Below are 15,687 nucleotides of genomic sequence, written 5' to 3' on the forward strand. Positions count from 1 at the left end.
AAATAATTTAGTTTATACAGGTATGTGTATCAAAACTGAAATCATTACCATGTATATGAAGTTTTTTTGATAGGATTGGAATCAAACGAAAGTGTTAATACTAAAAAAGACTGCATTGATATGCAGCCTTTTTATATTTGGAAAGAAGAAGCTTAAACTCTTCTATAGGTTTCGGTGTAAACTAGTATTACACCATTGTCTTCATCTCTATATTCGACAATCAAAGTAGTTTCATTTAATGTGGTAATAGTAGCAGTTTCAGTTTCTGTTATTGCCCCTGCTGTAAAAGACAAGGTTAGTTGATCTCCAGCCAAAGACCATCCGAATTCTTCTGTTTCAGGACCATCGCAGGTAATTTGATTGTTTGTAGAAACAGAATTAAAGAATCGGCTAACTACGATTCCGCCTTCTCTAAATTCTATGGTTTCTTGCAAATCACACTCGTCAAGGGTTTCGGCAACTCCATTTTCTGAAGCAGATACCCATTGCCAAGTCCCAATTAGACCGGTACCACTTACCTCGGTACCATCGTCATCGCTCCCACAGGAAACCGCGGCCATTGTACAAATGAATAGAATAAATAAACTAAGTTTTTTCATGGTTATAAAATTTGGTTAAAATCTTCACGAATTAACAATTTTAATGGATGACTACCAAATCGCAGGAACAGAAGAATATCGAATAGAAAACAAAATCTTTTGGGGAATACTGATTTTTTGTTTTTTTACATGAAAGTATACGAATATAAAACCGACTATAAGGTTTATACGTAAATACTTGTGAGTAAAGAAGGTAGAGAGTGAAACATGTTATGCATAAATAAGGGGATGCATCACTTGTAATATCGATCTTTAAGATTTTCTTATCTTAGACATTCTCTTTCCTACTATCATCGCAAAATCATTAGGGGTATAATTTTTGTGACTTACTTGTAAAGATTAATTGATAATTGGTATGAAACAGTTCTATTTTTTAGTTTTTTTGGCCTTTATAGGCGCTTTCCACGTTGAAGCTCAGTCTTCAGATTTAGAAGTAATAAAAGCATATTTGATTCAAGAGGGAATGTCCTCGAAAGACGTTTCTGGGTTGGTGGTTCAGAGTGAGTCCTTTTCAAAAAGTTTACAAGCCAATAATGTATATGTCACTCAGTCTTATAAAGGAATACCTATTAAAAATGTCATCGGGAATTTTACCGTTAGAAAGGGAAAGGTAGTTTCTTTTGCTGGTGATCTTATCGATAATATAGCGTCCAAAATAAATACGGTATCTACAAGTGTTTCTCCTGTTGCTGCGGTAAAAAAAGCCGCATTATCTCTCAATTTGGGTGTGGCATCAGGAATTGAAGAATTGGATAATGCCAAGATTGGAAAAGATGCATACCTCTTATCAAAAGGAAATATTAGTACAGACGATATCCCGGTAACACTAGTTTATGAGTTTAAGGATGATCGTTTACAATTGTGTTGGGACCTTAGCATACATACTGTGGATGGGGAACATTGGTTTAGTGCCAGGGTGGATGCAATTAGCGGAGAGTTGGTGTCCAGAAATGACTGGGTAATCAGTTGCACTTTTGAAAATCATACCCATCATCAAAAACAACACAATACATTTTCATTGTTTAAAAATAATGTCGAATCTTCAGCAGCTTTAATGGAACCTGTGTATAATGTATATCCTATTCCTTCTGTAGAGAGTCCAAACCACGGAAGTCGACAATTAGTTTCTGGTCAGGAAGACGAAGTGGCTTCTCCTTTTGGATGGCATGATACCGATGGAGTTGACGGAGCAGATGAGAGTGTCACTAGAGGGAATAATGTAATAGCTTCAGAAGATATAAATGGTAATGATGGATTAGGGGAACAACCCGAAGGTGGAGCAAATCTGATGTTTGACTTTGCTTTCGATCCTAATGCTATCATACTCAACAATCAAGATGCATCTGTTACTAATCTGTTCTATGCAAATAATGTGATTCATGATATCTGGTATCACTATGGCTTCGATGAGTCTTCTGGTAATTTTCAGTTGAATAATTATGGTAGAGGTGGATTTGGTAGTGATGAAGTGCTAGCAGATGCAATAGATGGATCTGGAGTAAATAACGCTAATTTTTCTACTCCTCCGGATGGAAATAACCCCAGGATGCAAATGTTTTTGTGGAATCCTCAAACCAGTCCAGGGATAGAGGTGTTTGTAGTGAATAATACAGCTCTTGCAGGACCGTATAATATCGTTGATAACAATTTTGATCCAGGTCATGTAGATGCGCCGGAAGTACCAGATGGACTAACGGCCAATTTAGTATTGGCGGTAGATGATAATCCTACTCCAGATGCGAGCGATGCGTGTAGTGTGATTATCAATGATGCAGAAGTGAGCGGAAATATTGCGGTAATACGACGAGGAGAATGTAATTTTGATGATAAAGTATTCCGATGTCAGGAGGCAGGGGCCATTGCGGTTCTGGTAGTCAATAACCAACCAGGAGATCCAATAGTGATGGGAGGAGATAACGGAATGATCACCATTCCGGCTGTGATGATAGGTATGGATGATGGAGAGGCTATTATTACTGAGATGGAAACCAATACGGTTAATATTACCTTGTCTGACCCAGGTTTGAATATTGTTGCCAATGATAGCTCCTTTGATAATGGGATCATTATACATGAATATGCACATGGTATTTCTACACGTTTAACAGGAGGAGCTTCTGCATCCAATTGTTTAATTACTTGTGTAGAGTTTGATGACGATGGGAATTGTATTCAAGATACTGAGCAAATGGGAGAAGGATGGTCTGATTGGTTCGCACTGATGATGACTATAGAATCCGGGGATACCGGAGCAGATGCCAGAGGGATTGGAACCTTTTCTGCGGGGCAACCGATTTCTGGAGTAGGAATACGACCGTTCCCATATAGTACAGATGCCACGGTTAATCCTGTTACTTATGGAGATACTAATGACGAAACCAATTTCTCGGCTCCTCATGGAGTAGGATCTGTATGGGCTTCCATTCTTTGGGACCTGAACTGGGCATTGATAGAGCGCGATGGTTTTGATCCAGACTTGTACAGTGGAACAGGAGGAAATAACCTGGCCATGCAATTGGTGATGGACGGGTTGAAATTGCAATCTTGTAATCCTGGATTTATTGATGGGCGAAATGCAATACTTTTGGCTGATCAAATAGCGAATGAAGGAGCGAATACATGTTTGATTTGGGAAGTGTTTGCGGCGCGAGGAGTAGGTTGGAGTGCTAGTCAAGGTAATAGTCAGTTAAGAACAGATCAAGTCGAGGCCTTTGATTTACCACCAGTATCTGAATTAAATTGTAATGAGGTTGAAGAAAATCCTAATGTAGGAGCATTTATTATAGAACCCAATCCATCCAGTGGATCATTTAATATCAGAGTTCCTCAAGATATGGGTAATAGTTCTATTAGAATCTATGATGTGAATGGTCGCTTTGTGTATGAAGAACAAGCGGTGATAGAGAGTGTATATCCTATTGATGTAGTGCTTAGAGCGGGGATTTATATTTTAAAAGTTGATGCAGAAAATGGATCAGCATCCTATATTTCAAAAATTGTGATTCGATAAATCTTTGCTAGACATACTTTAAAATAGTAGAGGAAATTCCTTGGACAGAAATGCCGCAAATTTCATGAAGTTCCTCTATGCTGCCATGGTGAATAAATTGATCTGGAACACCTAGATTGACAACACGGGTTTTGAAATTATTTTCATTTCCATAGGAGAGGATATTGTTTCCAAAACCACCGGTGATAACTCCATCTTCAACGGTAATAATGGTTTGATATTCAGGGAATATAGTGCTTAGTAACTTGTAGTCCAAAGGCTTTATGAATGGAAAATGATAGTGACTTACGTTTTGTTTACTCTGGTTTATCGCTTGGGAGACAGCAGTTGCAATTGCTCCGGTAGAAATGATGGCAACCTCCTTCCCTTTACGCTTTATTGTTCCTTCACCTATGGTCATCTTTTTAAATGGTTGTTGCCAATCCGAAATATGTCCTCTACCTCTAGGGTAGCGAATAGCTATTGGGTGGTCTAAACCTAAAGAGGCGGTATGTAACAAATTACGTAATTCTATTTCGTCTGCTGGAGCGGTTACGATCATATTTGGAATGCAATTCAAATAGGCGATATCAAAAACTCCGTGATGCGTAGCGCCATCTGCTCCAACAAGACCAGCTCTGTCTACACATAAAACAACAGGTAAATCTTGTAAAGCTACATCATGAATCACTTGGTCATAAGCTCGTTGCAAAAAAGTAGAGTAAATAGTGCAAAATGGAATCATACCTTGAGTAGCCATTCCAGCAGCCAAAGTTACTGCATGTTGTTCTGCAATGCCTACATCCAATGCCCTGTCGGGCATTTCCTGCATCATATATTTTAAAGAGCTACCAGTAGGCATAGCAGGAGTGATCCCGATGATTTTTTCGTTTTCTCGTGCGAGTTCTAATAACGTATAACCAAAAACATCTTGAAATTTTGGAGGTAGATTGGTGCTATCTTTTGGAATCAGATCTCCTGTAGAGGCATCAAACTTACCAGGAGCATGATATTTGACTTGGTTTTCCTCGGCCTGTTTCAGTCCTTTTCCCTTTGTGGTAATAATGTGTAAAAGTTTTGGTCCATCCGTTGATTTTAACTGCTCTAATGTTCTAAGTAGAGAAGATAAATCATGACCATCGATCGGGCCAAAATAGTTAAAATTCAAAGCCTCAATAATGTTATTTTTTCTAGGCTTTACTCCGACTTTTGCCTTGGTTAGGTATTCCTTAAGTGCTCCCACACTAGGATCTATACCAATGGCATTGTCGTTCAGGATCACCAACATATTCGTGTTGGCAACACCAGCATGATTAAGTCCTTCAAAAGCCATCCCGCTAGCGATTGAAGCATCTCCAATAACCGCGATATGTTGTTTAGACAGTTCTCCTTTAAGCTTTGACGCAATGGCCATACCCAAAATTGCAGAAATAGAAGTAGAAGAGTGTCCTACTCCAAAAGTATCGTATTCGCTTTCACTTCTTTTTGGAAAACCACTGATTCCATTGAGCTGGCGGTTGGTATGAAAAATATCTTTTCGACCGGTTAGAATTTTATGCGGATAGGCTTGATGACCTACATCCCAAATCAACAAATCGTTTGGGGTGTCAAAAACATAATGTAGGGCTATAGTCAATTCGATCACACCCAAACTTGCTCCCAAATGCCCTTCTTTGGTAGCCACAATATTGATCACAAAATCACGAAGTTCTTGTGCTAAGATGGGTAACTGTTCTGCGGATAGTTGTCTTAGATCCGAAGGGTTTTGAATTTGTGAAAGCAATGATGTTGACATGTGACAAAAGTAAGGTTTTGTACTGGTACTTTATAATCTTTTGTGAGATGCGGATTACGGATAATTTTAGCTAGTTTTACAACAAAATAGAACGTACCATGCTAGATCCGTTTGATGATACCTATTTTATGAAGAAAGCGCTTCAGGAGGCAGAAATGGCTTTTGAAAAAGATGAAGTTCCGGTTGGAGCTGTAATTGTAGTGTCAAATAAAATAATTGCCAGAGCCCATAATCTTACAGAAATGCTTAATGATGTTACTGCTCATGCCGAGATGCAAGCCATTACCGCGGCAGCAAACTTTTTGGGAGGTAAATACTTGAATGAATGCACTATGTATGTAACCCTGGAGCCCTGCCAAATGTGTGCAGGAGCATTGTATTGGAGTCAGATAGGAAAGGTGGTCTATGGGGCCGCAGATGAAAAACGAGGCTTTAATGCATTAGGAGTCAAACTACATCCCAAGACAGAAATGGTAGGAGGTGTGCTGCAGGAAGAATGTGGCCAGTTGTTGAAACGTTTTTTTATCGAAAAACGAAACCTGAATTAAAAATCTTACATAGGTATTTTTTAATGAATTTACCGCTCTTAGCAATTTGATTCAAGAATGATTTGCAACCTGTTCGGTAAGCTATAGTCTTTATAGTATAAACCGAGACCAATGCAAAAAATCATTCTGTTATTTTTTGGAGGCATGACTTCTATTGTCTTTTCGCAAGAGTATACAAAGCTTAACGGAAGAATTGTCTCTGAAACAGATGAGTGGGATGATATCCATGTGATTAATAAAACCCTAGAGTTAGGTACGATCACCAATCAAGAAGGGTATTTTTCAATTCGAGCAACACCTGGAGATACGTTGATTATTTCTTCTATACAGTATGTGCCTTATACTCATATTGTGTCTTCTTCAGATATACAAAATGATGCTTTTTTGATAAAATTAAAGGAAAAAGTAAATACCCTGGATGAGGTGACGGTGTCACAGTACTCCTTGTCTGGTCGTATTGAAGAGGATGTGTCTAAAATACCAACATACACAGAAAACCTCCCCTTTTTTAGTGCAGCAGAATTGATGCAGATGAATTTGCCAGAGTTTAATGATGCACAATCCAATGTAAAAAACATCGCGTTAAGAGATGATTTCGTACCCACAACAATAGATTTTTTGGCTTTAGCAAAATTAGCAGGAGGTTTATTTAGAAGAAAGAAGTATACAGCCTATGGTCCTCCCAAAACAGTAGTGGACTATTTTGACGAACAATTTATTGTGGAAATGCTGGAGATTCCAGAAACGGAATATTACAATTTTGTAGACTTTGTGAATGAAAATAACGAGACCAAATTAGTGCTTCAGTCAAAGGATGAATTAAAGATTTTAGAATTTTTAATAGTTCAAAAAGAGGTGTTTATAGAAAAATACAATATCAGGAAATAAAAATAGCGCTGTACAAACAGCGCTACTCAGAAACTGGGTGCTTTATATCTTATTCGTGAATTACGCGCACATTTGCCGCAATAACTCCTTTACGTCCTTCTTGCTCTTGATATTCAACTTTGTCACCTTCATTTAAAGCGTCGCCATCGATTCCTGTAGCGTGAACAAAGATGTCTTTACCGGTTTCGTCGTTGGTTATAAAACCATAACCCTTTGATTCATTAAAAAATTTAACTGTTCCTTCCATTGTAATAAAAAATAATAATTGAGTTCTAAAGGTAGGTCTAAATATTTTATGAATCGTTATGAAAATGTGAATATTTTTAAAAAAACAATTTTCAAGCTTTGTCCTTTTTGTTTTGGTAATCTCTCATTTTCTTAAGATTCTCTTCGGTCAGCATATAATCCTTTACCTTCTTGTTTTTCCATCGATGATAGATAAAAATGGGCATTAAAACAAAGGATGTAGCTAGGATGGCTACACCAACAAACTTGTCTCCAGTGGTATGATCTCCGATGTTTTTGAAATAATATCCAACCAAAATACTAGCCAGAATAGCTACAAATAAAATTCTGATAATATATTTCATAAGTATACGATTAGCCGGTAAAATTAATCAACTTTCTTCGATATGAGGTAAGTAATTTAGATTTTGAGATAAATCCATGATAGTTTCCATTTTTTATCACAGGAAGATTCCAGGCACCTGTATCTTGAAATTTTCTCATTACCGTTTTGGCATTGTCTTCTTCATAAACAATACTCGTTTTAATCTGGGACATCAAAGTCTCGACCTTTACCTTGTGATATAAAGTAATATCAAACATAATATCTCGAATGTCATCCAACGAAACCATCCCGATAAGTTCGTTTTCATCATTGGTGACCGGAAACAAATTTCTATTTGACTTTGCTACAGCTTCACTTAATAGTTGTTTTAAGGTGAAATGAGGTTGTACCGCTATAAAATTGGTTTCAATACAATCTTCCAGGTTCATTAGAGTTAACACCGTTTGATCTTTATTATGAGTCAATAGCTCACCCTGTTCTGCTAGTTCACGATTGTAAATATTGTGTTCTATACTGTTTTTGGAAATAAAGAAAGAAATTCCTGTGGTGATCATTAGAGGTACAAATAATTCATAACTCGAAGTAATCTCAGCAATTAAAAATATCGAGGTTAATGGAGCATGCAGCACACCCGCAATTAATCCAGCCATACCCAATAGTGTAAAGTTAGCTTCAGATACTTCTAATCCTAACCCGAGATTATTGATTACTTTGGATACTACATTTCCCAAAGCGCTCCCCATAACCATCGTCGGGATAAAGATTCCACCCGATCCTCCGGCTGCAAAAGTTGCGGTCATCGCAACCGCTTTAAAAATTGTTATTCCTACAAGCAATCCTATTACCACCCATATGTTATTGGTAATAGTATCGAATGGAGTTTCACCAATAGCGGTATAATGGTCGCCTCTCAAAAGATCGTTGATAAAACCAATTCCTTCTCCATAAAGCGGGGGAATAAAATATAGTAACCCCCCAATCGCAAAACCACCGATTAACAAACGATGAATTTTTTTAGAAAAACGATCAAAAAAATGTAGAATTCCAAAGTACATTTTTGTGAAATAAATGGATGCTACTGCGGTACCGATACCTAGAATGATATAAAACGGAGTATCATAAATATCAAATTTTTCAATGACATCAAATCGAAACAATACCTCGTCTCCCAAAAAGAAATAAGATGTCAATATTGCGGATACCGAGGCAAAAAGTAATGGAAGTAACGAAGTGAGTGTTAGATCCAGGCTAAACACTTCTACAGCAAAAACCAAACCGGCCAAAGGAGATTTAAAAACCGCGGAAATTGCACCAGCGGCGGCACAACCGATTAGCAAAAATCGGGTTTTCTCACTTAGTTTAAACAGAGAACAAATATCTGAGCTGATGGTTGATCCGGATCCGATTGCAGGTCCCAATAGCCCAACAGATCCACCAAAACCTACGGTAATAGGAGCCAGGATCAATGGTAAATATCCGTGTATGGGTTTTATGATTCCGTTTTTTTGGATAATGAGTTTAAGATTAATGGGATGGCCGAGCGTACGTCTCTTTTAATAATATATTTGGTAAAGATGTATACAATAAGTAAACCAATTACCGGGATAATAAAATAGAAAGAAGTTTGCCAGGAGATCACATCACTCTGTAAAACGACTTGAATAAGGTGCGTCAAGTTTTTGAGTAACAAAGAAACAAGTCCCGCGGTAAAACCTACAATAACACTCAGCAATAAGATAAAGTTCTTATTAGAAATGTTGCGGTAACGCCATTTCAGTATTTTGTATAGGATACTTTTTCTCGAGGACGTCATGGATAGTTAGTTCTACTATAAAGTTAACTATTTTCTAATTGCTTTTTTAATCCTTCTAAATCTTGAATGTAAATTTGATAAAGTACTTCAACATAGTTCCGGCTGTGAAAATAACCCAGATCAAAGTCTTTTATTGCCTCATCGATGTGATGTTTTGCTTTTGAAAGGTTGTTTTGTGCAGAAAAGCATTTGGTCAAATAATAATGTGCATCTGCATAATGGTTACCAGAGTATTGTAAAACCTTTAGAAAATCTTCTATAGCACTTTCGATGTTATTGTTTTGGTAAGCTATGATCCCACGATATAAAAATGCAGTTACATCAGCATAATCCTCACCCGAGGTTGCAATTTGCTCATTGATATAGGTGTCAAAATACAATTTTGCTTTGTCCCAATCCTCAAGCCCCATGTAAGCAACACCTCTCATATAGTTTACACTCTGTCCCTGCGGATAGTCGTCAAAATCTGGTGTCAACTGATCTGTAGCATCAAAATCTTCAATTGCTTTTTTGTAATTTCTATAAAAGTAGAGGTAGAGGTATCCTCTCCAGCCTTGCCAATTTACAGGATCAAGGGCTACTGCTTTATCAAATAGAGGTTTCCACTGTACAGGCATTCCGCGTTTCAGATAAGGAATCGATAATTCTCTACGCGCATCTGCGTTGTTGGGATCCAAAGCGATCGCATGCTCAACCAAAGTCATCATTTTTGATGTGCCTTGATAATGAGGGCTCAGTAGTAAAGTCTTGCCATTAATAATTTGATCTGCCTTTGCTTTTTTCTCCTCCTCGGTTAGGGCAGAATCGCACGAGGCAATACCAAGAATGATTACAAGACTAAGGCAGTATTTCAGTGATTTCACCATTTTTTATTTTATAACCAACATATACATAATAATCTATCGGAGTATCCTTTCCTTTTAAGACCTTCCAGTTTCCAGAATCGGCAGTTAATTGGTGTAACTGATCAATCAGCTCTTGGTTAAACTGGATTGTATTAAAGTCGAAATCCGTTCCGGTAATCTCAAACCTTCCTGTTTCTCCTTTACAATTTACAATAAACCTAAAAAACAAATATCCAGAGTTTGTATAATGATTGTTGCTATAATTTTCTAGAATATTTTTTCTAAACACCCATTTGTTTTCTTTAAAAGCTTCAGGAATTGCACCGTGGTGGGTTTTATACACTTTTGTTTCGTTACAGGTTTCAAAACCTTCTTTAGAAATTGTTTTTTGCGGATCTAGATAGCCAATATAATGTGGATATTTTTCCTGATCCACACTATGTTTTCCTACATGCTGATAATAGAACCACCCGGCTAGAGCAATCACAATAAATACCAAAGAGGAGATAATAATGAGTATAATCTTTAGTAATTTCTTCATATTCTAAAAATAAAAAATCCCACTAAAAGCAGGATTTTTTTGATATGTTTTTAAAGATCGAGTTGAATATTCAACTCTTTGAGCTGTTCCTGATCAATAGTTGCAGGGGCATCGATCATGACATCACGGCCACTGTTGTTTTTTGGGAAAGCAATAAAATCTCTAATGGTTTCCTGACCACCCAAAATAGCAACTAATCTATCAAATCCGAAGGCAATTCCACCATGCGGAGGTGCACCATATTGAAAAGCGTCCATCAAAAACCCAAATTGAGCCTTAGCTTCTTCAGGTGTAAAGCCTAAATGATCAAACATTAATGCTTGTGTTTCTTTATCATGAATACGAATAGAACCACCACCTATTTCATTACCATTTAATACCAAATCGTAAGCATTAGCACGAACCTCACCAGGTTTTGTGTCCAATAAAGGAATATCTTCCGGTTTTGGAGAGGTAAAAGGGTGGTGCATTGCATGGTAACGTTCTGTATCTTCATCCCATTCCAAAAGTGGGAAGTCAACAACCCATAATGGAGCAAACTCCTCCGGATTACGTAATCCTAGACGCTCTGCCAGTTCCATACGTAATGCGCTTAATTGTGCTCTTACCTTGTTGGTCTGACCAGAGAGTACGCAGATCAAATCACCAGGTGTTGCACCGGTAACTTCTGCCCATTTGGCCAAATCCTCTTGGTCATAAAATTTATCTACAGACGATTTGTACGAACCATCCTCATTGCATTTCACATATACCATTCCCAAAGCACCAACTTGAGGTCGTTTTACCCAATCGATTAATTTGTCGATTTCTTTTCGGGTGTAAGATGCTCCCCCAGGAACGGCGATACCCACTACCAACTCTGCTTCATTAAAAACCTTAAATTCTTTATGCTGTGCTACGGTATTGAGCTCACCAAATTTCATCCCAAAACGGATATCTGGCTTGTCATTTCCATAGGTTTTCATAGCCTCATAAAAGGTCATTCTTGGGAAATCACCAATTTCAACTCCTTTGATGTCTTTGAGTAAATGACGTGTTAACCCTTCAAAAATGGTTAAGATATCTTCTTGTTCAACAAAAGCCATCTCGCAATCGATTTGCGTAAATTCTGGTTGTCTGTCGGCTCTTAGATCTTCGTCTCGAAAACACTTTACAATCTGGAAGTATTTATCCATACCACCTACCATCAACAATTGTTTGAAGGTTTGTGGAGATTGTGGGAGCGCATAAAATTCGCCTTCATTCATTCTTGAAGGTACCACAAAATCTCTTGCTCCTTCAGGTGTTGATTTGATCAAATAAGGAGTTTCTACTTCAACAAAGCCGTCGTTAGAAAGGTAATTACGAACTTTCATTGCTACCTGATGGCGAAACATCAGGCTATTTTTTACTGGATTTCTACGAATATCCAGATATCGATATTTCATTCTTATATCCTCTCCGCCATCAGTTTCATCTTCTATAGTAAAAGGAGGTACAATAGCTTCGTTCAAAACCTGTAATTCATTGACCAAAATTTCAATATCTCCAGTTGGGATATTGGCATTCTTGGATTCACGTTCGATTACAGTACCCTTTACTTGAATGACAAACTCTCTTCCAAGGGTTTTTGCCTTTTCAACTACTTCGGCAGGTGTTCTTTGCTCATCAAATATAAGCTGGGTAATCCCATATCGATCCCTAAGATCTACCCAAATCATAAATCCTTTATCTCTGGTTTTTTGAACCCAACCGGCTAGTGTGACTTCCGTATTAACGTCTGAGGCTCTCAATTGGCCACAAGAATGACTTCTGTACATGATTATATGTCTTATTAAGGCTGCAAAAATAAGAAGTTTATTGGATATCTAATCACTGTATTGAGTATAGTTTTTTGTAACCGATATGATCTTATTACTGTCGTATTTTTTAAATGCCCGAGTAAGTATGAACTCGCATAAAAATGAAGGGAATACTTGAATTATATGCTAAAAAATGAAATAAACGTAACTATTTAACGGTTTTTCCGTAAGTATTTGAAGATTAGGGACATTTTAATGCGAACAATCGTTAGTTTTAACATTTTTTTATAAATATCTTTTAATAGATTTAACCAAACATTTAAACAAATCATTATGAAAAAACAAACTCATTTTAGCAGGATGAGAGTCCTGCTATTATTACTTTTCTTTCCTGTCGTGCTTTTAGCTCAGGAAACTATTACGGGAAGAGTAGTGATTCAAGGTTCGGGGGAACCTGCTCCTTTCGTAAATATTGTAGAGGAGGGAACGAATAACGGAACAGCTACCGATATCGATGGTAATTTTTCAATTACGGTAAATTCTTTACCAACTACACTAGTCGTATCTGCACTAGGTTTTACAGAGAAATCTGTACCGGTGCAAACTGCGGGGGATATTTCGATCGAAATAGCAGAATCTTCAGAAGCATTAGAAGAGGTAGTAGTAACAGGTTTAGCAACTTCGGTAAAAAGAAGTAACGCAGCCAATGCTGTAGCCTCGGTATCTTCAGAAGAACTTGTAGGGCTAACCCCTCCTCAAACTTTAGACGGAGCTTTGGCTGGTAAGTTTGCTGGAGCACAAATCACCAGAAGTTCAGGAGCACCTGGGGGAGGTATTTCTGTTCGATTACGTGGGGTTACTTCCGTAAATGGTAATGCGCAACCGCTTTATATTGTTGATGGAGTTTATGTAAACAACAACAGTATTGCTGCAGCAGGTTTAAATGCGGTATCTGGAGCGGCTTCCGGAGGGAATGCTTCAAATCAGGATAACCCTTCAAACAGGATTGCAGATATTAACCCTGATGACATAGAAAGTGTGGAGATCCTTAAAGGAGCTTCTGCAGCTGCAATCTATGGAGCAAGGGCTGCTGCCGGGGTGGTAATTATTACTACTAAAAAAGGTAAAAGAGGGCAAACGAAAATCTCATTCAATCAGGATTTTGGATTTAATACCTTATTAAACTCTTTAGGGCAACGAAACTTTACCGAAGCTAGAGCAGAAGCTCTGGGAGCTGGTAATGGAGCATTGTTTGCTGCTGCAAGGGACAATGGTACCTTGATAGATTGGGAAGATGAGATATATGGAGAACAAGGTTTTATTTCGAATACTAGTGTGAATATCTCCGGAGGATCGGATAATACCTTGTTTTATGCAGCTTTTTCTAACAACGAGGAAGATGGAATTGTAGATAATACGGGATATGATAGAAAATCGATACGATTTAATTTGGATCATGAATTTATGGATAAACGCGCAAAACTATCGATTAGTTCTAACTACATCGACTCAGTTTCTGATCGTGGTTTCTTCAACAATGATAATACAGGAACTACTATTGGTGTAGCATTAAGTTCTACTCCACCTTGGGCGCAGTTATTTCCAGATGCAAATGGAAATTACCCAGACAACCCATTCGGTTCTTCGAATCCATTACAAACCAGAGATCTGATCACCAACAGAGAAGATGTAAATCGTTTTATTGTAGGAGCATCATTGGATTATAATATTTTTGAGAATGATAAATCGAATCTGAAACTTATTCTACGTGGAGGGGTTGACTATTATGAATTAATTACAACAGCTATATTTCCAGAAATATTACAGTTTCAAAAACCATCTAATGGTGGTCTTAATGGGGTAACGGCATTAGGTACAACCGAAAACAAAGATGCCAACTACTCGGCTTTTTTGGTACACAATTATACTACTGATAAAGATCTTAATTTCAGAACGCAGGCGGGTGTTACCAAGCTCACGTTTTCAAGAAATACAGTAAGAAATATTACTTCAGATTTGGTTGCTTCTCAAACCAATGTAGATCAGGGAGCGAATGTAAGTGTAACTCAATTCAGACAAGAACAAGAGGATCAAGGATTCTTTGTACAGGAAGAATTGAATTACCAGGATAAAATCATAGGTACACTGGGGATAAGAGGAGATAAATCCAGTAATAATGGAGACGCGAATGAGTTGTTCTACTATCCAAAGGCCTCAGCAGCGGTAAACTTCCATAATTTTGATTTCTGGAATGTACCATATGTGAGCCGTTTCAAAATAAGGGCTGCATATGGAGAGGCTGGAAACTTTGCTCCTAATGGAGCGTTGTTTACTGCATATACCAATTCCTTGATCGATGGTAATGTGGGGATTGTAGTGCCAGTAACACTGGGAGATCCAGATATTTCTCCAGAAAGACAAAAAGAATTGGAAGTTGGTTTTGATGCAAGTTTCTTGGAAAACAGAATTGGGTTAGAATTTTCGTACTATAACAAATCTGTAGATGATCTTATCCTACAGGCAAATGCAGAACCTTCTTCTGGATTTACCACACGTTTTGAAAACGCTGGTAACTTAGAAAACCGGGGAGTTGAGATCGCTTTGAATGCTACTATCTTTCAGGAAGATAATTTTGACTGGAGTTCTAATTTGATCTTCTTTAAAAATACATCAGAGGTAACTAGACTGGATGTAGAACCATTTTCTTTAGGAGGTTTTGGAGAAGGATTAGGAACTTTTAGAATTGAAGAAGGTAGAAGTGTAACACAAATTGTAGGTAATGACGCCAATGGGAATTTGGTGGTATTAGGAGATGCAGAGCCAGATTTTCAGATGACTTGGTCAAACAATTTACGTTATAAAGACTTTACCTTATCTTTCTTATGGCACTGGAAACAAGGAGGAGATAACGTAAATCTAACTTCGTTATTGACGGACTTTGGTGGAACTAGCCCGGATTTTGATGATTTCGATTTTGATCCGGCAGTAGCCAATGGAGATTTCAGAGTTGCCGCATTCTTCGCTGGTAATGCAACACCATTCGTAGAAGATGCATCGTATTTGAGATTAAGAGAAGTAGGATTGTACTACAATATTCCTTCTAGTGTTTTGGATAAAGCGTTTGCGGGACATGTGTCGAATGTTAAAGTAGGTTTCTCTGGAAATAATTTGATCAATATTTTTGATTATAACAGCTATGATCCTGAAGTTTCAAACTTTGGATCTAATGGATTGTCAAGTGGGGTAGAGGTAACGCCGTTCCCTTCTTCTAAACGTTATTTGTTTCACTTAGCTGTTGGCTTCTAAAAAAATAAGAA

The 15,687-nt window shown here is 37.7% G+C and carries 13 protein-coding genes; 4 read left to right on the top strand and 9 right to left on the bottom strand.

Features of this window, described 5'->3' with window-relative positions; all coding sequences use genetic code 11:
- Positions 1–152: 152 nt before the first annotated feature.
- A complete protein-coding gene (locus tag AC0L3Q_RS03235; protein WP_473285078.1) occupies positions 153–599 on the bottom strand; it encodes a lipocalin-like domain-containing protein in 447 nt (148 codons plus the stop codon).
- A gap of 355 nt (positions 600–954) precedes the next feature.
- Here AC0L3Q_RS03235 and AC0L3Q_RS03240 point away from each other — a divergent pair, with 355 nt between their 5' ends.
- On the top strand, positions 955–3,609 hold the full coding sequence (locus AC0L3Q_RS03240; protein WP_473285080.1) for a T9SS-dependent M36 family metallopeptidase: 2,655 nt from the start codon (positions 955–957) through the stop codon (positions 3,607–3,609).
- Between the two features lie 7 nt (positions 3,610–3,616).
- On the opposite strand, the gene AC0L3Q_RS03245 is transcribed toward AC0L3Q_RS03240, so the two are convergent.
- Complete coding sequence (locus tag AC0L3Q_RS03245; protein ID WP_473285082.1) at positions 3,617–5,383, bottom strand: 1-deoxy-D-xylulose-5-phosphate synthase; 1,767 nt, start codon at positions 5,381–5,383, stop codon at positions 3,617–3,619.
- Between the two features lie 98 nt (positions 5,384–5,481).
- Here AC0L3Q_RS03245 and AC0L3Q_RS03250 point away from each other — a divergent pair, with 98 nt between their 5' ends.
- Together AC0L3Q_RS03250 and AC0L3Q_RS03255 are read left to right on the top strand one after the other, a co-directional pair.
- Entirely contained in the window at positions 5,482–5,931 is a 450-nt protein-coding gene (locus AC0L3Q_RS03250) for a nucleoside deaminase (protein WP_473285084.1), read from the top strand.
- A gap of 111 nt (positions 5,932–6,042) precedes the next feature.
- A complete protein-coding gene (locus tag AC0L3Q_RS03255) occupies positions 6,043–6,819 on the top strand; it encodes a carboxypeptidase-like regulatory domain-containing protein (protein WP_473285085.1) in 777 nt (258 codons plus the stop codon).
- 49 nt (positions 6,820–6,868) lie between these two features.
- Here the strand turns inward: AC0L3Q_RS03255 and AC0L3Q_RS03260 are convergent, their stop codons facing one another.
- The 7 genes from AC0L3Q_RS03260 to aspS all read right to left on the bottom strand — a co-directional run bounded on the left by AC0L3Q_RS03260 (position 6,869) and on the right by aspS (position 12,388).
- On the bottom strand, positions 6,869–7,066 hold the full coding sequence (locus AC0L3Q_RS03260; protein ID WP_073315762.1) for a cold-shock protein: 198 nt from the start codon (positions 7,064–7,066) through the stop codon (positions 6,869–6,871).
- 91 nt (positions 7,067–7,157) lie between these two features.
- A complete protein-coding gene (locus tag AC0L3Q_RS03265; RefSeq protein ID WP_473285086.1) occupies positions 7,158–7,409 on the bottom strand; it encodes a hypothetical protein in 252 nt (83 codons plus the stop codon).
- Between the two features lie 10 nt (positions 7,410–7,419).
- Positions 7,420–8,856 carry a chloride channel protein gene (locus AC0L3Q_RS03270; protein ID WP_473285088.1) on the bottom strand — a complete coding sequence of 479 codons (1,437 nt, stop codon included), beginning with the start codon at positions 8,854–8,856 and terminating at the stop codon, positions 7,420–7,422.
- A 23-nt stretch (positions 8,857–8,879) separates the two neighbouring features.
- Positions 8,880–9,203, bottom strand: coding sequence for a hypothetical protein (locus tag AC0L3Q_RS03275; RefSeq protein ID WP_473285090.1), 324 nt, complete (start codon positions 9,201–9,203; stop codon positions 8,880–8,882).
- A 23-nt stretch (positions 9,204–9,226) separates the two neighbouring features.
- Complete coding sequence (locus AC0L3Q_RS03280; protein ID WP_473285092.1) at positions 9,227–10,069, bottom strand: tetratricopeptide repeat protein; 843 nt, start codon at positions 10,067–10,069, stop codon at positions 9,227–9,229.
- Positions 10,041–10,589 carry a hypothetical protein gene (locus AC0L3Q_RS03285; RefSeq protein WP_473285094.1) on the bottom strand — a complete coding sequence of 183 codons (549 nt, stop codon included), beginning with the start codon at positions 10,587–10,589 and terminating at the stop codon, positions 10,041–10,043. Before AC0L3Q_RS03285 ends, AC0L3Q_RS03280 begins: the two co-directional genes overlap by 29 nt.
- Positions 10,590–10,639: 50 nt before the next feature.
- Positions 10,640–12,388, bottom strand: a complete 1,749-nt coding sequence (aspS, locus tag AC0L3Q_RS03290; RefSeq protein WP_473285096.1) for an aspartate--tRNA ligase — start codon at positions 12,386–12,388, stop codon at positions 10,640–10,642.
- 315 nt (positions 12,389–12,703) lie between these two features.
- Here aspS and AC0L3Q_RS03295 point away from each other — a divergent pair, with 315 nt between their 5' ends.
- Complete coding sequence (locus AC0L3Q_RS03295) at positions 12,704–15,676, top strand: SusC/RagA family TonB-linked outer membrane protein (protein WP_473285098.1); 2,973 nt, start codon at positions 12,704–12,706, stop codon at positions 15,674–15,676.
- Positions 15,677–15,687: the final 11 nt, after the last annotated feature.

It is taken from the genome of Aquimarina sp. KJ22-3 (assembly GCF_055808215.1).